General features: G+C 60.7%; 17 protein-coding genes. 11 read left to right on the plus strand and 6 right to left on the minus strand.

Annotated features, from left to right (window positions below; genetic code table 11):
• Positions 1–21: 21 nt before the first annotated feature.
• The 3 genes from VWZ85_RS04775 to VWZ85_RS04785 all read left to right on the plus strand — a co-directional run bounded on the left by VWZ85_RS04775 (position 22) and on the right by VWZ85_RS04785 (position 2,561).
• The gene (locus VWZ85_RS04775) at positions 22–1,389 is read left to right on the plus strand and encodes a formimidoylglutamate deiminase (protein WP_416587268.1); all 1,368 of its coding nucleotides are present in this window, start codon (positions 22–24) and stop codon (positions 1,387–1,389) included.
• 60 nt (positions 1,390–1,449) lie between these two features.
• A complete protein-coding gene (locus VWZ85_RS04780; RefSeq protein ID WP_416587269.1) occupies positions 1,450–2,151 on the plus strand; it encodes a GntR family transcriptional regulator in 702 nt (233 codons plus the stop codon).
• 62 nt (positions 2,152–2,213) lie between these two features.
• Positions 2,214–2,561 carry a hypothetical protein gene (locus VWZ85_RS04785; RefSeq protein ID WP_340547219.1) on the plus strand — a complete coding sequence of 116 codons (348 nt, stop codon included), beginning with the start codon at positions 2,214–2,216 and terminating at the stop codon, positions 2,559–2,561.
• 66 nt (positions 2,562–2,627) lie between these two features.
• Here the strand turns inward: VWZ85_RS04785 and VWZ85_RS04790 are convergent, their stop codons facing one another.
• The 3 genes from VWZ85_RS04790 to VWZ85_RS04800 all read right to left on the minus strand — a co-directional run bounded on the left by VWZ85_RS04790 (position 2,628) and on the right by VWZ85_RS04800 (position 6,465).
• Entirely contained in the window at positions 2,628–3,683 is a 1,056-nt protein-coding gene (locus VWZ85_RS04790) for a transporter substrate-binding domain-containing protein (protein WP_340547220.1), read from the minus strand.
• A gap of 75 nt (positions 3,684–3,758) precedes the next feature.
• Positions 3,759–4,886 carry a Hint domain-containing protein gene (locus VWZ85_RS04795; RefSeq protein ID WP_416587270.1) on the minus strand — a complete coding sequence of 376 codons (1,128 nt, stop codon included), beginning with the start codon at positions 4,884–4,886 and terminating at the stop codon, positions 3,759–3,761.
• A 4-nt stretch (positions 4,887–4,890) separates the two neighbouring features.
• On the minus strand, positions 4,891–6,465 hold the full coding sequence (locus tag VWZ85_RS04800) for a Hint domain-containing protein (RefSeq protein WP_340547222.1): 1,575 nt from the start codon (positions 6,463–6,465) through the stop codon (positions 4,891–4,893).
• A gap of 417 nt (positions 6,466–6,882) precedes the next feature.
• Between VWZ85_RS04800 and dapE the strand changes: the two genes are divergently transcribed.
• Positions 6,883–8,052 (plus strand): succinyl-diaminopimelate desuccinylase, encoded by a 1,170-nt coding sequence (gene dapE / locus VWZ85_RS04805; RefSeq protein ID WP_416538122.1) that lies wholly within the window; start codon positions 6,883–6,885, stop codon positions 8,050–8,052.
• A 103-nt stretch (positions 8,053–8,155) separates the two neighbouring features.
• A complete protein-coding gene (gene rnr, locus VWZ85_RS04810) occupies positions 8,156–10,426 on the plus strand; it encodes a ribonuclease R (protein ID WP_416587271.1) in 2,271 nt (756 codons plus the stop codon).
• Positions 10,427–10,450: 24 nt separating this feature from the next.
• On the opposite strand, the gene VWZ85_RS04815 is transcribed toward rnr, so the two are convergent.
• A complete protein-coding gene (locus VWZ85_RS04815; RefSeq protein ID WP_340547225.1) occupies positions 10,451–10,897 on the minus strand; it encodes a DUF1801 domain-containing protein in 447 nt (148 codons plus the stop codon).
• 86 nt (positions 10,898–10,983) lie between these two features.
• Between VWZ85_RS04815 and VWZ85_RS04820 the strand changes: the two genes are divergently transcribed.
• Positions 10,984–11,718 carry a helix-turn-helix transcriptional regulator gene (locus tag VWZ85_RS04820; protein WP_416587272.1) on the plus strand — a complete coding sequence of 245 codons (735 nt, stop codon included), beginning with the start codon at positions 10,984–10,986 and terminating at the stop codon, positions 11,716–11,718.
• A 102-nt stretch (positions 11,719–11,820) separates the two neighbouring features.
• On the plus strand, positions 11,821–13,215 hold the full coding sequence (locus tag VWZ85_RS04825; protein WP_416587273.1) for a lytic murein transglycosylase: 1,395 nt from the start codon (positions 11,821–11,823) through the stop codon (positions 13,213–13,215).
• A gap of 5 nt (positions 13,216–13,220) precedes the next feature.
• On the opposite strand, the gene ubiB is transcribed toward VWZ85_RS04825, so the two are convergent.
• Together ubiB and ubiE are read right to left on the minus strand one after the other, a co-directional pair.
• Positions 13,221–14,759, minus strand: coding sequence for a 2-polyprenylphenol 6-hydroxylase (ubiB, locus tag VWZ85_RS04830; protein ID WP_340547228.1), 1,539 nt, complete (start codon positions 14,757–14,759; stop codon positions 13,221–13,223).
• A gap of 3 nt (positions 14,760–14,762) precedes the next feature.
• Positions 14,763–15,515 carry a bifunctional demethylmenaquinone methyltransferase/2-methoxy-6-polyprenyl-1,4-benzoquinol methylase UbiE gene (gene ubiE / locus VWZ85_RS04835; protein WP_340547229.1) on the minus strand — a complete coding sequence of 251 codons (753 nt, stop codon included), beginning with the start codon at positions 15,513–15,515 and terminating at the stop codon, positions 14,763–14,765.
• 105 nt (positions 15,516–15,620) lie between these two features.
• Here ubiE and mutM point away from each other — a divergent pair, with 105 nt between their 5' ends.
• The 4 genes from mutM to dnaA all read left to right on the plus strand — a co-directional run bounded on the left by mutM (position 15,621) and on the right by dnaA (position 19,872).
• Positions 15,621–16,472 (plus strand): bifunctional DNA-formamidopyrimidine glycosylase/DNA-(apurinic or apyrimidinic site) lyase, encoded by an 852-nt coding sequence (gene mutM / locus VWZ85_RS04840; protein ID WP_340547230.1) that lies wholly within the window; start codon positions 15,621–15,623, stop codon positions 16,470–16,472.
• Positions 16,473–16,536: 64 nt separating this feature from the next.
• Complete coding sequence (locus VWZ85_RS04845) at positions 16,537–17,313, plus strand: enoyl-CoA hydratase (RefSeq protein WP_340547231.1); 777 nt, start codon at positions 16,537–16,539, stop codon at positions 17,311–17,313.
• A gap of 281 nt (positions 17,314–17,594) precedes the next feature.
• Positions 17,595–17,858 carry a 30S ribosomal protein S20 gene (gene rpsT, locus VWZ85_RS04850; RefSeq protein ID WP_340547232.1) on the plus strand — a complete coding sequence of 88 codons (264 nt, stop codon included), beginning with the start codon at positions 17,595–17,597 and terminating at the stop codon, positions 17,856–17,858.
• 592 nt (positions 17,859–18,450) lie between these two features.
• Positions 18,451–19,872, plus strand: a complete 1,422-nt coding sequence (dnaA, locus tag VWZ85_RS04855; protein ID WP_340547233.1) for a chromosomal replication initiator protein DnaA — start codon at positions 18,451–18,453, stop codon at positions 19,870–19,872.
• Positions 19,873–20,031 lie beyond the last annotated feature (159 nt).

Below are 20,031 nucleotides of genomic sequence, written 5' to 3' on the forward strand. Positions count from 1 at the left end.
GTCTATACATAAGAGGGGCAAATGCAGTCAATATTTGCACACCACGCGCGCCTGCCTCAGGGGTGGGTCACTGATCTGCGATTGACGGTTGCGGATGGCCGGATCGTCATGCTTGAACCCGGCGCGGTTGCACAGCCTCAGGATCATTGTGTCATGGCGCTGGTCCCGGCCCTCGCCAATCTGCATTCTCACAGTTTCCAGCGGGCCATGGCGGGCATGACCGAAACGCGCGTCTCGGGGAAAGAGAGTTTCTGGTCATGGCGCAAGCTGATGTATCAATTTGTCGATCACCTGACACCCGAACACTATGAGGCGATTGCTGGACTGGTCTTCATGGAAATGCTGGAGGCGGGTTATGCCTCGGTTGGGGAGTTCCACTATGTGCACCACCAATCCGGGGGACGGCCCTATGCCGCGCTGGGCGAGTTGAGCAATCGCGTCTTTGCGGCGGCGGACCTGACCGGGATCGGACTGACCCATCTGCCGGTTTTATACAGCTATGGCGGGGCAGGGCAGGTGCCTCTTTCCGGGGGTCAGCAGCGGTTTGGCAATGATGTGGCGCGCTATGCGGACCTTCTGTCCGATTGTCGTTCGATGGTGACGAAGAGCCTGCCGTCAGATGCGCGTGTCGGCATTGCGCCGCATTCGCTGCGGGCAACCGCACCACAGGATCTGAAAGAGGTCCTGTCGCTGCGGTCGGGCGCGCCGGTGCATATACATATTGCAGAGCAACCGCAGGAAGTGACCGATATCAGCACTTGGCTGGGAGCGAGACCGGTAGAGTGGTTGCTGGAGAATTGCGGTGTCGGCGCAGATTGGTGCCTTATCCATGCGACCCATATGACAGCGCAGGAAACCCGCGATCTGGCGCAGAGCGGTGCCGTAGCCGGCCTCTGCCCGATTACCGAAGCCAACCTGGGCGACGGTCCCTTCAACGGTGGGGCGTTTCTGAGCCACGGAGGGAACTTCGGTGTCGGATCAGATTCCAACGTGCGGATTTCCCTGTCGGAAGAGCTGCGCATGCTTGAGTATTCGCAGCGGCTGCGGGATCTGGCGCGCAATGTGATGGTACCGCAAGAGGGGTCCGTCGGAACGACCCTATATCTGGGTGCGGCCGAGGGTGGTGCGCAGGCGCTTGGCCGCGAGGCCGGTCGTCTGGAAGTCGGTGCTCTGGCGGATCTGATGGCTTTTGATACGACGCATGTCTCACTATGTGCGCTGCGCCCGGACCAGCTCCTTGATGGTCTTTGCTTCGCTTCCGATGATTCCGTGGTCAGCGATGTCTGGTCTGCAGGGCGTCATGTCGTCAGCGGCGGGCGCCATGCAAAGCGTGATCAGATCATCGCGGCTTATGCCTCAGCGGTTGCTGCGCTCCTTGACGCGCTTTAACAGAAGACACTGCTGCGCGCTGGCTGCCGGAGCAGTGGTCGAGCAGACTGGGGGACAGGTATGGTAGAACGGACAAAAATGGGTTTTCAGGATGTCCGTGACAACGTGCTGAAACGCATTCAGGACCGGGTCTGGGCGCAGGGCGACCTGTTGCCGACAGAGCAGGAACTGGCTGAGGAATTCGGATGTGCCCGCGCCACTGTGAACCGTGCGCTGCGTGAGCTGGCGGAGCGAGGTATCATCGACCGCAAGCGTAAAAGCGGAACGCGGGTGGCAATGTTACCCGTGAAACAAGCCAAGCTGGAGATCACGCTGACGCGGCAGCTGGTCGAGGACCGAAATGCCACCTACCGTTACGCATTGGTCCACCGGAGAGAGGGTCCGGCGCCGGGCTGGCTGGCATCGCAATTGCAACTGGCACCAGCGTCGCCCGTTTTGCACGTGCGCGCCATGCACTATGGCGACAACCAGCCGTTCCAATATGAAGATCGCTGGATCAATATCGCCGCGGTGCCAAAGGTGACAGAGGCCGATTTTAGTGCGGTCGGACCAAATGAATGGCTGCTCGCCGAGGTGCCGTTTTCCACCGCCGAGCTGAGCTTTGGTGCCATTTCTGCGGATGCTGAATTGGCCGAGTATCTTGCCTGTCCGGTTGGCGCGCCACTGTTCCAGATGGAGCGGTCGACCTGGTTTCAGGCCCAGCCGGTCACCTTTGTTCGGATGAGTTTCCATCCCGGCTACCAGATGCGCAGCCGCTATTAGATCGCCCGACCAAGCGGCGATCCGTATTGACCAAACCCATGCCGCAGGGATATGGCGAGCGCATGGAAAAAAAGAAAATCTCCCGTCAGCAGGTCTACACGCTTGTGGTTCAGATCGGTCGCAAGGAAGGTGATGGTCTGCCCGAAGGGGCCACTGGTGCCGCCCTGATGATCTATGCCTCTGGCGTGGATGAGGCTGAAGCCGTGCGTGAAACCGTTGCAATTCTGAAGCAGGCCGATACCGCGCCGCTGGATGTCACCGGCTATGGCACATTGGCCGATCGCGAGGCCGAGGATCACGACATCTCGGATGAGGAACGTGAGCTGATGCAGCGTGCACTGGATGAGAATTCGGTGATCGTTGCGCAGATGACGCCCTTTTTTGACGACGGGCCTGCAACCCTGCACTAGCACGCAGGCCTCGCGTCTGCCGACCAGACTGCCGCCTAAACGGCGACGGGGTGCCGGGCTGTCAGGTCAGGGCGCCTTGCCGAACCACTTTCGATAGATATCGTCGTATTCGCCGTTTTCGCGTAGGGCCAGCAGCGCGCGGTTGATATCTTCCAGATGCTCGGAGCTATCGGGGAGCAGCAAGCCGTAGTCCTCGCGCAGGAATACCTGTCCGACGGCGCGGCCATGCAGACGACCTTCGCCTTCCATGTAGTGGTCCAGAACCGGGGCGTCGAAGACGACAACCCTGGTCTCACCGCTTTCGAAATCCTTCAGCAAGGACGCCAGATCCGAATATCCGCGATAGCTGATGTCACGGCGTTCGAGAAACCGCGCCGCCGTAGAGCCGTCGAGTGTGCCGACGTCCTTGTCATAGAGGTCATTCACTGAGTTGATCGACCCGCTGATCGCCTCGACCGTCATGACGGCTGTGATCTTGGCCACGAAAAGCGACACTACGAACAGGGATGAGACGACGAGGATAACGCCAAATATGCGCCCAATCGGGGTGCGTGGGACGCGTTCCTCAAAGCCGCCGTTGACCACGAGGTTCAGCGCCCACCAGAAGGAGGGGAACCAGGCCTCTTTCAGTGGGCGGTCGAAATAGGGCTGGGCACGTCGCTCCAGGCCCCACATCAGCATCCCGCCCCCCATCAGCAGGACCACAGCGACTGCAATTGCAAGCATCAGGTCGGCGGAAAACAGCACGCGGATCAATGAGGGCGCACGGACATCGGCGGCCGCTACCATGATCCGCAGACCGCTTTCGAAGATCGGGTGGCTGAAGTCCATTTCGGTTTCGCGTGCCGAGGTGATCGAAATATTGGCCGCTGCCATATCCACCTGGCCGCTGCGCACCAGATCCAGCATTTCGCCGAATGTATCTGTCCGCACCAGCTGATAATCCCAGCCCAGCCGGTCGCTCAGGCTGCGCACCAGATCAATGGAAAACCCGGTGTCGCGATCACCCTCTGTCATCGAAAACGGCGGGCGCGTGACCGTGCTGACAGTCAGAGTCTCGGCGGCCGCTGCCAGCCCCCACAGCAGATAGATCAGGACAAATGGAGCAAGAAAACGGCGCAACGGAACGATAGAACCCCATGAGACATCATTCGTTTTGTCCTTAGAATGTCCCACAGGCTCAGGCAAGCGTCGTGGTCAGGCGATGCGTCGTTCTGCCAGAACTGCGGCATCAAAGCTGCGCAGCAACGGGGCCGGGTCCACTGCATGTTCGGGAATCGTATTGCGATCCAGATGCGCCAGTGCGCTGGCGTCATAGGCGGCGCGGTTGCGGCGCAAACGCCCCAGATAAAGGCTCTCGACCGCGGTGCCTGCCGCTATGAAACGCTCATGGCGTGGCAGGATGAGCTGCGCCAGATCGACCAGCGGGAAGGGAGCCTGAGGGTCATCGGTAGGATCGGTATCAGCTTGCGTTACCAGCGCAGTCCCCAGCATCATCGCCGCAGTCAGACGGACGTCTGGACGACCAAAAAGGTAGTCGACATCGGTTCCCGAGACCACCAGTGGCTGCTGCGGCGCCAGCAGCAGGTCATCTGTCAGCCCGAAGAACGGTGCGCGCAGTCGCAGGGGCGTATCATGGCCAATCGCGGGGACGCGGCGATCTAGCCGATGCAGGACCGGAACAGCTTCTCCTTCGGGTGTCAGAACCAGATCTCCGCGTTGCAGCTGCCCCAAGGGTATATTGCCGTCCGGCGTGGCAACCTTGGTGTGTGGCTCCAGCCCGCCCAGTGGTGACATCTGTACGATTTCGCTGCTGAGAGAGGCGGAAAGCAGGCCGCAGGCCTCGGCTGAGGCGGGCAGCGCTGCGAGAAGCGTTCTTGCATCGCCGATGCGCAGCGGTGGCGGCGCCTGCAGGTCGGCCGTTGCGATAGTGCTCCCCGAGGCGGTCATCAGCGCAAGTCGCCCCCAGCGTGCCAGACTATCCCAGGAATAGATCAGACGTGCCGCGTTGCTTTCGCTGCCCGAAGGGTTCGGGGCGAGGATGCGTTGGTCCAGATGGCAGCCGGGCTGGCTGAGCGTCAGGGTGACGCCGCGGCCCAGGTTGCGTTTGAGCCGCAATAGCAGCGGCCAACCTTCGCAATCATCCACCGAACGGTCCAGCAGCAGCAGGTCGCCGCTCGGCCTGGCCTCGTCCAGCGACAGATCCAGACACAGGCTGCCCCGTGTCATCAAAATGTCGTCGGGAGCGTTGAGGCAGGTCTCGCGTTCAGTCACCGCAACCGCGATGGACGCCCGTTCGATGCTGCGTGTTGCCAGCCAGCTCATCCGATCAGCGCGCTGCAAGCGTGGCACGCAGAAGCCGCGCTTCATAGCTGCGCAGGCTGGGACGCGCCGCGGGGCCGTACCCTTTTCCGGTGAGCGGATCCAGCTCCGGGAACAGCGCTTGCAACTCGGCCAGAACGTCAGCGTCGAAATGTCGGCTGGTCTGTGGTCCCGGCAGGAAACTCTCGGTCAACAGGCCTTCACTGATGACCAGCTGATGCTCATCGAACATCACATGCACATAGGTCACCCGACCTCCCGGGCGGCGGGTAATCGACTGATCGTTGATCAGATCTTTTGCTGCGATCAGTACCTCATGGGCGCCAAAGAGCATCTCTGCCATCCCGTCGCTGAGCAAGATGCGGTGCTGTGGCGATACCCAGAGTTCTTCATGATCTCCAAGCGCACCCGCCTTGATACAGATCGGAGCAAACCGCCCCTCGGCCTGAACCTGTCTTGAGCCGATCCAACGTAGCGGCTGCAAGCCGTTGTCGCGCGTCATGACCAGATCGCCGGGCCGCAGGGTCTCGACAGGTTGCAGCCCTTTGTCGGTCAGCAGGCGACTGCCGGTCACAAAGCAGGGGATGCTGGTGGCCTCGACATAGCCAACGTCACTATTGGTGCCGTTGCTGGCTGTATAGGTAAAGGCGAAGTCCTCGACGTCGCCATCGCCGATCAGGGTCAGCGTGCCGTTTGCATTCAGCTGAACCTGCTGGCCGGTGCCAAGGGTAACAACGTCCCCGGCGACAACCGCGACCCCATTGATATGGGTGATCGTCAGCGTGCTTGTGGAGGTGTTGGTGTCATTGGCCAGCACATTGACCACCCGGGATCCATTGGCATCAACACGGGCGAAATCGGTCTGCGCGATCACATCGGTTTGTGCCGAATCGGCAGCGATCAGAAGATTGCTGTCGTAGCTGCCATCCGACACATCGGCGATGCCGATCCGGATGGTGTTTTCCACGCCCGGATCAACCTGCATGGTCAGCGTCATCGTGACGGTCAGACCATCCATTTCGGTGTTGTAGTCGTCGTTGGCGTTGTCGAGATAGATATTGGAGTTCGTATTGGAGTTCACGTTGCCGGGATCGGTATCGCCGTTACCGAACTCCAGGTTGACCATCTCGCCGTTGACCCAGACGCCCACAAAATCCTGAAAGACAGAATCCTGGTATTCCGGGTATTCCTCTGAGGCGAAGACAAATTGAATCGTCATCACCGAGCCATCGGGCACAAACGTGACATCCAGATAGGAGGCGTCGAAGGTCTGCGTGCCAGCGGCGGCATTGAACGTGGGATCTCCGTTGGGGCCGTCGCTTGCGGTGGTCTGATTGGTGGACTGGTTGGCCTCTCCGGTTGAGTTGGTATAGGCGCTGGCCTGCCCGGTGGAGAGGATGATGCCGGTGTCCGACGGCGTCGCACCGGGCGCAATAGAATCACCGTTGGAATAGATAGCCGACGCGCGGGTGTCACCGGTGTAGCTTGCGCTGATCACCTGCACGCCATCGCCAAAGATGGTCTCGGCCATCTGCACCGCAGTGGCGTTTATGTCATATGTCAGCTCGGATGCTGCAACCATTGTCTTGTCCCACCTCTTCACGATGAGGCAGCGCATGGTCTGGAACATGACACCTCCGCAAGGGGTGCCCCTGCGCCGCCTTAGGGCGACGCGATGTCCGATCTGCTCTGTGGCCCCGCTGTTACGGTGGATCCACGGCGATTGATGCTCTGCCTCGAGTCGTATTTTAAGGATTTATTAACACTCTCACCTCCCGCTTGTCCGGTTGGCGCAGACGGGCGTTGGAAATAATGCTGATCTGCGCGGCATTTGCGCCACAAACCGGCGTTTGGATTTAGCCGCTGTGTGGCAGGGGACGTGGATCCGCAGTCTTCTCCCTCTCCGGCAGCAGGAGATTTGCACCGCCGACAGAACCGAGGTAGCCAGAGGTCATGGAAGGGGGCCAGCCATGTCCGGCCCGAGAACCGGAGGACCCAAATGATGCAGCCGCCCGCGCATTCGCCGCTTGACCCGCAACAGCTCACCGCTGACCTGATCCGCTGTGCCTCGGTGACACCGGAGGAGGGCGGCGCGCTTGTCCTTCTCGAGAAAATCCTGACTGCAGCGGGGTTTTCCTGCAGCCGGGTTGATCGCGGCGAGGTCAGCAATCTGTTTGCCCGTTGGGGGCAAAAGGGGCACCCGCGCACCATCGGCTTCAACGGCCATACCGATGTGGTGCCGGTTGGCGATACCGCCGCTTGGACCGTCGATCCCTTTGGCGCAGAGGAGAAAGATGGTTTCATGTACGGGCGGGGGGCGACCGACATGAAGTCTGGTGTGGCGGCATTTGTAGCGGCTGCCGTCGATCTGGTTCAGACCGCGCCACCCGAGGGTGCCATTGTCCTGACCATCACCGGCGATGAAGAGGGTGACGCAGTCGATGGCACCACCGCGTTGCTGGATTACATGGACCGGGCGGGTGAGCAGATGTCGGTTTGCCTCGTGGGGGAGCCGACCTGCCCAAATGAAATGGGCGAAATGATCAAGATCGGTCGTCGCGGCTCGCTGTCAGCGTGGTTCACGGTGACCGGTGTGCAGGGGCATTCGGCCTATCCGCATCGTGCCAAAAACCCGTTGAGTGCAATGGCGCGCCTTATGGATCGTCTCGCCAGTCATGAGCTGGATCAGGGAACCGAACATTTCGACGCCTCCACCCTCGCCGTGGTCACGATCGATACCGGTAATCCTGCGACCAATGTGATTCCGGCAACGGCCCGTTCGACGGTGAACATCCGGTTCAACGACGCCCATTCCGGTGCCGGTCTCAGCGACTGGCTGCGGGCAGAAGCGGATCGCATCGCGGAGGAGTTCGGTGTTGAGATCGGTTTGGAGATCAAGATTTCGGGCGAGAGCTTCATCACTCCGCCCGGCCCGCTGTCGGATCTGGTGAGCACAGCGGTTGAGGCCGAGACCGGGCGCAGACCAGAGCTGTCCACGACGGGCGGCACCTCTGATGCACGTTTTGTGAAACACCATTGCCCGGTTGTCGAGATCGGGCTGGTTGGCAAGACGATGCACCAGGTTGATGAACGTGTGGAGATCGCCCAGATCCATCAGTTGAAATCGATTTATGGCCGTATCCTGCGGGATTACTTCGCCGGGAAGTGACCGGCAGGTGATCTGGCACATGAAGAGCGCGCGCGTCGGACAATGACATCCGGCGCGCGCTTTTCACGATGACCTTGGAGAGCGGGCGTGGTAGCTCAGACCTATGACCCGTATTCCTTCCAAGGCAGAAATCCTCGAGTGGATCTCAGCCCATCCGACCCATAACTCCAAACGCGACATCGCCAAGGCTTTCGGCATCAAAGGCTCCGACAGGATCGACCTGAAAAGGACCCTCAAGGAGCTCGAGGCAGAAGGCCATCTGGAGAAGCGCAAGAAAACCTACCGCGACCCGGAGCGCCTGCCGCCGGTCAGTGTCCTTCAGGTTAAGGCACCGGACAGCGATGGCGATCTTTTTGCGCGTCCGCTGGAATGGCACGGCGAAGGCGTAGAACCCATCGTGCTGGTGATGCCGCGCGCGTCCGACCCTGCGCTGGGCGAGGGGGATCGGATCCTGGCACGGCTAACCCTGGTTCAGGACGCCGAATATCACTATGAGGCACGGCTGATCCGCCGTATTGGCACGAACCCGCGCCGGGTCATCGGGATCTTCCGCAAGGGTGATGAAGGCGGTCGTATCGTGCCTATCGACAAATCGGCATCGACGGAATGGGCAGTCGCGGAAAACGCCACCCATGGTGCGCGCGACGGCGAACTGGTTGAAGCTGAGCAGGCCGGACCGAAATCGCGTCTTGGCCTGCCGCGGGCCCGCGTTGTCGACCGTCTTGGTGATCCGTCAGCGCCCAAGGCGGTCTCGTTGATTGCCATCCATCAGCACGGCATCCCCGACCATTTCCCCGATGAGGTAATTGCGGAGGCCGATGCGGCCAAACCCATGGGGCTGAAGGGGCGCGAGGATCTGCGCGATCTGCCGTTGATCACCATCGACCCGGCGGATGCACGGGACCATGACGACGCCTGCTATGCCCATGCGGATGACGATCCGAAGAATCCCGGTGGCCATGTCATCTGGGTCGCGATTGCCGATGTCGCGGCCTATGTGCGCCCCGAGTCGATGCTGGATCGCGAGGCCCGTAAACGCGGCAATTCCAGCTATTTCCCGGATCGGGTCGTGCCGATGTTGCCTGACCGTCTGTCCGGCGATCTCTGCAGCCTCCACGAAGGGGTGCCGCGCGCCTGTATCGCCGTTCGGATGCAGATTGATGCGCATGGAAACAAGATCGGCCATCGCTTTGTGCGCGGGTTGATGCGGTCTGCGGCATCGCTGCACTACGGGGAAGTGCAGGAGGCCATGGATGGGACGCCGAATGATCGCACGGGCCCCTTCTTAGAGCCTGTTATCAAGCCGCTTTATGCTGCCTACGCAGCCTTGGTCAAAGCGCGCGCAGACCGTCAGCCGCTTGATCTCGACCTACCCGAACGCAAGATTGTTCTGGACGAGAACGGCACGGTCGTCTCGGTTAATTTCCGCGACCGGCTGGATGCGCACAAGCTGATTGAGGAGTTCATGGTGCTTGCCAATGTGGCGGCCGCCGAGACCCTGATCAAGAAGCGTACTCCGCTGTTGTTCCGCGTGCATGAGGAACCGGCACCAGAGAAGCTGGAAGCGCTCCGCGAAACCGCCCGCGCGGCCGGGCTTTCGCTGGCCAAAGGGCAGGTGTTGCAGACCCGTCATCTGAATGCACTGCTGCATGGGGCTGCGGGCACCGATGACGCTGAGTTGATCAACATCTCGACTCTGCGCTCCATGCAGCAGGCCTATTATGCGCCTGAGAACTTTGGGCATTTCGGTCTCGCCCTGCGCAACTATGCGCATTTTACCTCACCGATCCGCCGCTACGCCGACCTTATCGTGCACCGGGCGCTGATTTCAGCCCATGGCTGGGGCGACGACGGTTTGGCGACCTCCGAAATTGAGCGGCTGGAGCAGATCGCCACCCATATCTCCGAGACTGAGCGGCGGTCGATGATGGCGGAACGGGACACCACCGATCGTTATCTGGCGGCCTATCTGGCCGAACGGGTCGGCAATGAATTCGAAGGCCGGATCAGCGGCATCGCGCGCTTTGGCGCTTTTGTGAAACTGGACGAAACCGGGGCTGATGGCCTGGTGCCCGTCCGGTCCATCGGCCGGGAGTTCTTTCACTTTGATGCCGAGGCGGGAACCTTGATGGGCTCCGATACCGGGTTGATCATCGCCATCGGCCAGCGGGTGAAGGTGCGATTGGCACAGGCGACCCCGGTGACCGGTGGGTTGGAGCTTGAACTTCTGTCTATCGACGACAAGCCGATGCCTGCGGGGGGCGGCAGCGGACGCCGCAGCCCGGCCGGGCGCTCGGTGAAACGCAAATCCGCCAAAGCAAAGGCCAAGCGCAGCAAGATCAAGCGCAAGGTGGAGAGAAAGCGCCGCAGCTGACAGCGGCGCGCCCCTTGTTAGGCTCTAGTTGAAACGGTCCGGGTCAACCCGGGTCTCACCGGCTACGGTCGTGGAGGCATGATAGGTCAGCGCGTGACGGATCAACCAGCCGTGGCGCAATGGCTCCACATCTTCGACCCGGTCGAACAATACGCCGCGGGTCCCGTCGAATTTGTCCCAGGCTGGATAGCGACTGGCAAAATTGTCGATCACTCTGCTCTGGCAGTGAACCAGCAGGGCGAATCGCGCGTGCTTCGATGGACCCAGCCGCAGCGGTGTTCCAAGCCCGGAGCGCGCCGCCGCATATGACGGCTGACCCCATTTCAATGTCTCGGCCACCGCCCCGACCTCCGGGGCATTCTCTGCAACCTCAAAGATCAGCTCCCGCAGACGCAACAGGCCTTCGCGCGCGTCCGGGGGGGCTTGATCAAAGACGGCAGCGACTTCGGCGCTGGCAAAGGGGCGTATCATATCCGTTTGGCTCCTTGATGAATGGTCTCTCTGTTTTAGCGGCGCGTGATGACAGAAACTGTCATTAGGGTTAGAGAGTATGAGACATGTCTCGATCTCATCGTCTCTTTCAGCTTATGCAGTTGCTGCGCCAGGGTGCCGGTCCTCATACCGCCGCCGGACTGGCGCAGGATCTGGGAATTTCGGCCCGCAGCGTGCACCGGGACATCGCAACCCTGCGCGAGATGGGGGCGATTATCGACGGAGAGGCAGGCTATGGCTTCACCCTGATCGAAGACAACGCATTGCCGCCCATGGGGTTTCGCGACACTGAATTGGAAGCGCTGGTTCTGGGACTGCGCGAAGTTCAGCAGATCGGCGATCCGGAACTGGCGGATGCCGCCGCCGAGGCCTTGCGAAAGTTGCAGGCCAGATTGCCGGACCGGCAGGCCCACAGGCTGCGCCATGCTGTCCTGTCAGCCTATCGCTTTCAGAGACCGGAGCCGCCGGGTATTGCGCTGGCGGATCTGCGCCGTGCCACATGGGACGAGGTCGAGGTCCTGCTGGACTACTGCGATGCCAAAGGCGCGGTCACCAAGCGGCAGGTGAAACCGCTCGGTCTGGTCTATTTCGATCGCTCCACGGTGCTGATCGCCTGGTGCGGGCTGCGCGATGATGTGCGGGTGTTTCGGGTGGATCGGATTGCCGGGTTCGAGGCGACAAACATCAGCTTTCGCCCGCAACGCGTCCCGATGCTGCGGGATGCGCTGGTCCAGATGCGAGCCGACCGTGTCGCCTGCGAGCCAGTCCAAACAGCAGCCCCGGATCCGCCCGAGGCTTGATCCCGGCAGATCGGCAAACCTCCGCACATCCCTTCAGCGGCGCTTTGTGGGAACCTGCGATGCGGGTAGACTGGCGGCGAGCAGAAAAAAATGAGGTGTAAGATGCGATACGATCTTGGCGCCCGAAGGCAGATACTCCTGAAAACGGCGATGGTTGCGGCATTGATGATGACCGCTGTTGGCGCCCAATCCAGCCCGCCGGCTGCAACCGGACGACAGGTGGTGGAGGGGGCGACGTCGCAGCCGCCGCAGGTTTCCCTAAGACCGATTGCCCGCCCGGTGGCTGTTTCGGCTGTGACGGAGCCGCGATTGCGGCCTCGGACGCGCCCGCTACAGCAGACAACGGCAGCGGAACAGCCCAGCGTTTCGGCCGCCAAGCAGCGCGCCTTTCAGGCCTGGATAACGGCCTTTCATCCCCGGGCAAGGGCCGAGGGGCTGTCGCAGGCCACTTTGGACCGTGCGTTTGCCGATGTTAGTTTTGACCCGGATATTGTGCAGCGGGATGGCAATCAGTCAGAGTTTGTCACTCCTATCTGGACCTACCTTGAGCGCGCGGTTTCCGAGGCGCGGATCGACAACGGCAAGGCGGCGCTGCGCGACCATGCGCAGACGCTGGCACGAATCGAGGCCCGCTATGGCGTCGACAAGGAAGTCGTTGCGGCTGTTTGGGGCATGGAAAGCAACTATGGCCGGTTTCGTGGGGAGCGTGAAATCATCCGTTCGCTCGCCACATTGGCTTTTGACGGGCGGCGCGGGGCCTTCTTTGAGAGCCAGCTGATCGCCGCCTTGAAGATTCTTCAGGCTGGCGATGTCTCCCCGCGTGCCATGACGGGCAGCTGGGCAGGGGCCATGGGGCATACGCAGTTCATGCCGACATCTTATCTGGCCTATGCCGTGGATTTCACCGGGGATGGCAAACGCGATATCTGGTCGGAGGATCCCACAGACGCGCTGGCCTCAACCGCAGCCTATCTCAAGCGGTTTGGCTGGGTAAAAGGTCAGCCATGGGGGCTGGAGGTCCGACTGCCAGCCGGTTTCGACTATGCGCAGGCGGATCGCAAGATCACCAAATCCGCAGAGAGCTGGCGCAGGCTCGGCGTTACCCTTGCAGATGGCAGCCCCTTGCCCGACCATGGCGAGGGAGCGCTGCTGCTGCCCGCAGGCGCGCAGGGCGCGGCCTTCATGGTCTATCGAAATTTCGCGGCCATCGAACGTTACAATGCAGCTGATGCCTATGTTATCGGCGTGGGTCATCTGAGCGACCGGCTGCGGGGCGGTGGTCCGATTCTGGCCAGCTGGCCGCAGGACAGCCGCCCCCTGACCTACAAGGAGCGGCGCGAACTCCAGCAGCGGCTGACAGGGGCGGGATATGGCACCGGCGGCGCGGACGGGCGGATCGGGCCAAAAACCCGCGCCGCCCTGCGCGCCTATCAACTGGCGATGGGTCTGACGCCCGATGGTCACCCCTCGCTCACGGTATTGAATCGGCTGCGCTGACGGCCCTAGCCGAGCGCAGCCGTTGCAAAGGCAATGGCCAGTCCCAGCCCCAATCCGCAAAGACCGGGCACAACCCAGCCGGACGCCCCTTGGCGGCGTCGGCTTCGGTCGTCGTTTTCATGGGTCTGCGCGATCAGCGCCTGTTCGACCAGTGCGGGCAGGCGGGGGCCGAAGCGCGCCATCACCTTGGCGGTGCTCATCAGATCGCCGACCACCGCGCGCGGGCCGATGGATTTTTTGATGTAATCCTCAACCACGGGGCGCGCTGAATTCCAGATATTGATATGCGGATCCAGCGACCGCGCCACGCCTTCCACCACCACCATGGTGCGTTGCAGCAGAATCAGCTCGGTGCGGGTCTCCATGCCAAAACGTTCGGTCACCTCAAACAGGTAGTTGAGCAAGCGACCCATTGAGATATGGGTGGCATCCATGCCAAAAATCGGCTCGCCCACGGCGCGCAACGCACGGGCAAATTCATCGACATCGCGGTCGGCCGGTACGTAACCGGCCTCGAAATGCACCTCGGCCACCCGCTTGTAATCACGCTTGATGAAGCCAAAGAGGATCTCGGCGTAGACGCGGCGGGTGTATTCGTCGATGTGCCCCATGATGCCAAAATCATAGGCGATGATATCGCCATTGGCGGCGACCTTCAGGTTGCCCTGGTGCATGTCGGCATGGAAATAGCCGTCGCGCAACGCATGGCGCAGAAACAGCGAAAGCACGCGCTCCGCCAACACCCGGCGATCGTGGCCAGCGGCATCCAGCGCGGCATTGTCGCCAAGTGGGAGCCCATCGGCCCAGCCCAGTGTCATGACCCGGCGGGCCGAGTGATTCCACAGGATTTCCGGCAGCTGAAATCCGTCGTCATCCTTGGTATTGGCGGCAAATTCCGAGGCTGCCGCGCTTTCCAGTCGCAGGTCCAGCTCACCCTGCACCACGCCGTCGAAATGCTTGATCACATCCATCGGCTTGAGCCGCCGCGCGCCGGGCGCAAACAAATCGGCGATCCGTGCGGCAAAATAGAATGCGTCCACATCCTTGCGGAAGGCGCGTTCGATGCCGGGGCGCAGAACCTTCACCGCCACTTCGCGACCGCTCTCGACGAGCCTTGCGCGATGGACCTGCGCGATGGAGGCAGCCGCAATCGGTTCGCTGAATTCGGAATAGATATGCTCGACCGGCTGGCCCAACTCGTGTTCGACCTGTGCCATGGCTTCGGCTCGGGAAAACGGCGGCAGCTTGTCCTGTAGAACGCGCAGCTGTAGCGCCAGATCGTCACCGACCACATCGGGTCGGGTCGATAGCACCTGACCGAACTTAATGTAGGCAGGCCCCAGCGCGGTCAGCGCTCGGGTGGCGGGCGGCATCGAAGGATCGCCCTTGTAGCCGAGCCATTTGAACGGCCAGCCAAGGGTGCGGGCCAGAATACGCAGCGGTTTCGGCGCCTCGAAAGCATCAAGCACCACGTTCATCGCGCCAGTGCGCTCAAAAGTGGCGCCTGTGCGGATCAGGCGGATAATATTGTGGGGTCCACGCATGGATCAGATCTTCCAGCCGGAGTGCAGCGCAGCGATTCCCAACGACAGGTTGCGGTATTTGGCATTGGCAAAACCAGCCGCGCGCACCATCGACAGAAAGGTCTCCTGATCGGGGAAGTTGCGGATCGATTCGACCAGATACTGGTAGCTGTCATAATCGTTCGCGATCATCTGCCCCATGCGGGGAATCACGTTGAAGGAATAGAGGTCATAGGCCTTTTGCATGGCCGGGTTCGGCAGCTGGCTGAACTCCAGCACCATCAGGCGCCCTCCCGGCTTCAAGACACGGTAGGCTTCATTCAGGGCTTCCTGAGGGCGGGTGACGTTCCGAATGCCAAAGGAGATGGTGTAGACATCAAAGCTATTGTCCTTGAACGGCAGCGCCATGGCATCGCCGGTGACCCAATCCAGGCTATCGGCCATCTGCGCGGCTTCAGCGCGTTTGCGTCCCTCTTCCAGCATCGGGGCTGTCAGATCGAGCACCGTAGAGTGGCCATAGCCTGCGCGCTTCAGAAACCGGAAGGAAATGTCACCGGTCCCGCCGGCAACATCCAGCAGTCGCTGGCCGGGGCGCGGCGACAGCCAGTCCATCATCGCATCTTTCCAGATACGATGAATTCCCATGCTCATGACATCGTTCATAACGTCATATTTTGAGGCGACCGAGTTGAACACGCCCTGCACGCGCCCTGCCTTCTCCGACTCGGGCACGGTTTCGAACCCGAAATGGGTGGTATCTTCAGATCTCTGAGTCATGCGGCTTGCCGTTTGTTGTGTGTCGCCCCAGTTATAGGGCGCTGGAAGGGCGGTACAATGCGGCCCTTCGGCCCCATGTTGGTGCAATGTGTCAGGAGGGATGTAATGCCAGAATTGCCCGAGGTCGAGACGGTGCGCCGCGGATTGTCCCCCGCGATGGAGGGCGCGGTGATCGAAAAGGCCACTGTAAATCGCCCGGATCTGCGCTGGCCCTTCCCGGAGCGTATGGCGGAACGGCTGACAGGCCGCCGCGTCAATGCGCTTCGGCGGCGATCAAAATACATCCTGGCCGACCTCGACAGTGGCGAGACATTGCTGGTGCATCTGGGCATGTCGGGCCGCATGACGGTATCTGGGGATCCCTTGGGACAGTTTGTTCATGATCATCCGCAGGCGCAGAAACATGATCATGTGGTCTTCGATATGGATAATGGGGCGCGCATCACCTTTAACGATCCGCGCCGGTTTGGCGCCATGGACCTGCTGGATACGGCCACGGCGGATGAGCACAAGCTGCTGGCAGTTCTGGGACCGGAACCGCTGGGCAATGCCTTTCACGAGGATCATCTGATTTCTGCCTTCAGGGGGCGCAATACGCCGGTGAAATCGGCGCTGCTGGATCAGGGAATCATCGCGGGTCTCGGCAATATCTATGTCTGCGAGGCGCTTTTCCGCGCGGGAATATCACCGCGGCGCAAGGCCGGGCAGATCGCCGCGCAGCGGGTTGCCACCCTGGTCCCGATCATCAAGGAGGTCCTGGCAGACGCCATCAAAGCGGGCGGATCATCGCTCAAGGATTTCCGACAAGCTGATGGAGAACTTGGATATTTTCAGCACAGCTTTGATGTATACGGCCGCGAGGGAGAGCCCTGCCGACGCGCCGGATGTGACGGGAGCATTGCGCGGCTAGTCCAGTCCGGGCGATCATCCTTCTACTGCGGCAAATGCCAAAGATAGCTTGATCGCGAGGTGTCGCGTGATAATGACTCTTCCCTGAACGGAACAATCGAAAGCGAATACCATGGCCTATGAGACGATCAACGTCGAAGTGCAGGACCACGTTTGCCAAATTAAACTGAACCGGCCCGAAGCGTTGAACGCGCTCAACTCCGAGCTTTTGAGTGAACTTTGCACCGCCCTGGAAGAGGCCGATGCCAGCGACAAGGTGCGCTGCATTATCCTGACCGGATCGGAAAAGGCCTTTGCCGCCGGCGCCGATATCAAGGAGATGTCGGAACAGAGCTTTACCGAGGTTTTCTCGAACAATCTGTTTGCCGATGTGAACGACCGTATCAGCGCGATCCGCAAGCCGATCATCGCAGCTGTGGCCGGCTACGCACTGGGCGGCGGCTGTGAGCTGGCCATGCTCTGCGATTTCATCATTGCGGCAGATACTGCCAAATTCGGTCAGCCCGAGATCAATCTGGGCGTGATCGCCGGCATTGGTGGCACCCAGCGCCTGACTCGTTTTGTGGGCAAATCCAAATCCATGGATATGAACCTGACCGGTCGTTTCATGACCGCCGAGGAGGCAGAGCGCGCCGGGCTTGTCTCTCGCGTGGTGCCCGCCAAGAAACTGCTGGATGAGGCGACGGCCGCTGCCCACAAGATTGCGGAGAAATCCCTGCTGACGGCGATGGCCGTGAAAGAAGCGGTGAACCGCAGCTACGAGCTGCCGCTGAACGAAGGCCTGCTGTTCGAACGTCGTGTGTTCCACTCGATGTTTGCCACCGAAGATCAGAAAGAGGGCATGGCTGCCTTTCTTGAAAAACGCGAAGCCCAGTTCCGCGACAAGTGACCGACAGCATCGAATGAATGAAAACGGCAGGCCCTGGGCCTGCCGTTTTCTTGCTTAACCTTATGCAGAATGACTGCGCGTTTCCGTGCAGATGCGGATATTCCGATGGCCACTCACCAGCGCGGACGAGGTGGCTTGCATTCCGTCGGTTTTGACGCTACTACCCGCCGCCATACATGCGCGTGCAGCCCGCTTGGCTAGAATCACACCGGTGGATCGGATCCGGGTTCGGCTGGCATTGCGCCTATTGAAAACACGAAACCAAAGTTAGGTCCTACACCATGGCAAATTCGCCTCAGGCAAAAAAGCGCGCCCGTCAGAACGAGAAACGCTTTGCTGTCAACAAAGCCCGTCGTTCGCGCATCCGTACCTTCCTTCGCAAAGCTGAAGAAGCTATCGCATCCGGCGACAAAGAGGCAGCCGCCGCAGCCGTGCGCGCAGCTCAGCCCGAGCTGATGCGTGGCGTGACCAAAGGCGTCTACCACAAGAACACAGCAGCGCGGAAAATCTCCCGCCTGACAGCGCGCGTCAAAGCGCTGGGCTAATCGGGTCTTTCGTAGGCGCCTGCTGATTCCATCGCACCCGCGTTCAGCTGCCCCTCGACAAGCCGGAAAAAACACAAAGGCGTCGCGTTCAGCGGCGCCTTTTGCATTTTGGTCACAGCTGGTGCGGTGGTTGCGGGCGCAGGGGATTCTTTGTCCCCAATCCCTGAGTCAACATCATAGTTTCGTTGCTGCCACCCCTCCCGAATTGCTACCACTGTTACAGCGATTCACTCGCTGGGGGGACAGGCTGCTCGCGGTATCCTTGATGGGACTCAAGGAGGCTGATTGTGCTGGTACACAGGTATTTCGATACACCGTGCACCGCGCTCCTGCTGTGTTTCTGGATCTATCCAGACGGCGGGCCTGTTCCAATTGTGTATGTATTTGGTTCGACCATTCGACCGCTGCAAAGCGACTTGCCGGTTGATTTAGACGCGATCCTGAACTTTGCCTTCTGCAAGGCAGTGCTGCCCAAACTATGGGTCAGTACACACATCCGTTGTGCGTGAACGTCGTCTGGGATTGGGCCAGACTGGGGATGAAACAAGAGGCCAAATAAGGGCCGATGCTATTGGGACGCGTGAGGCGCAGAATGACGGAAGATAACTGGGGACGGTTGAGACAGCGTTTGTTGAAAACCGTGGGGCAAAACAACTTTACAACTTGGATCGAACCTCTGGAGTTTACCCGTGTTGATAATGGCGTTGCCATCTTCAACGTGCCGACGAACTTCATGGGCAACTACGTCAGCCAGAACTTTGCTGACCTGATTCTGCATGAGCTGAATATGTCGGGTGAACCGGTCCAGCGCCTGGCTTTCAAGGTTGCGGCCAATACGACGGCGCGACCGGCTGCCACTGCGACCAAGGGCGCTGCCGATGATCTGCCGCTGGACCTGGATGACGAGGCGCTGACCGAACTGCCGCGCGCCCGTGCTGCCACAGGTTACGCTGCCAAGGATCAGGGCGACACGCTGCAGGCTGCGCCTTTGGATCCGCGCTTTACCTTCGACAGCTTTGTCGTCGGCAAGCCGAACGAGCTGGCCCATGCCGCCGCTCGCCGCGTCGCCGATGGCGGTCCTGTTACGTTCAACCCGCTGGTGCTTTATGGTGGTGTTGGTCTGGGTAAAACGCACCTGATGCACGCGATTGCATGGGAGCTGACAGCGCGAAATCCAGAGTTGAATGTGCTCTATTTGTCGGCAGAACAGTTCATGTATCGTTTCGTGCAGGCCCTGCGCGAACGCAAGATGATGGACTTTAAACATCTGTTCCGCTCGGTGGACGTGCTGATGGTCGATGACGTCCAGTTCATCGCCGGCAAGGACAGCACGCAGGAAGAATTCTTCCACACGTTCAACGCGCTGGTTGACCAGAACAAGCAAATCATCATTTCCGCCGACCGCGCCCCGGGTGAGATCAAGGATCTTGAGGATCGTGTCCGGTCGCGTCTGCAATGTGGTCTGGTCGTTGACCTGCATCCGACCGACTACGAGCTGCGTCTGGGCATTCTGCAGTCCAAAGTGGCGCAGCAGATGCAGACCTATCCGGATCTGCGCATCGCCGACGGCGTGCTGGAGTTCCTGGCGCATCGTATCTCGACCAACGTGCGTGTTCTCGAAGGTGCTCTGACACGTCTCTTCGCCTTTGCCTCCCTCGTCGGTCGCGAGATCGACATGGAGCTCACCCAGGATTGTCTGGCCGATGTTCTGCGCGCCTCCGAGCGCAAAATCACGGTCGAAGAGATTCAGCGCAAGGTCTCCGAGTATTACAACATCCGCATGTCCGATATCATCGGCCCCAAGCGTCTGCGTTCCTATGCGCGCCCGCGTCAGGTAGCGATGTATCTGTGCAAGCAGCTGACCAGTCGCAGCCTGCCGGAAATCGGTCGGCGCTTTGGTGGTCGCGATCACACCACGGTCATGCACGGTGTGCGCCGCATCGAAGAGCTGAAGACAATCGACGGCCAGATCGCCGAAGATGTCGAAATGCTGCGCCGCTCTCTGGAGGCGTAAGACACTCCTGTTGTTCTGGCAGATCGCGCGTTGATCATCGCCCCAGGCGGTAAACCCAATAGTCCCGCAATGACCCCGGCCCGTCCGGGGTCTTTTGCCCTCCGGGTCAGGACAGCTGGGCGCGCGCGGCGGCGGGTGAAGCCGGCAAACCATGCCAGA

Source organism: Phaeobacter sp. JH20_29 (assembly GCF_048056175.1).
GTDB classification, from domain to species: Bacteria; Pseudomonadota; Alphaproteobacteria; order Rhodobacterales; family Rhodobacteraceae; genus Phaeobacter; species Phaeobacter bryozoorum.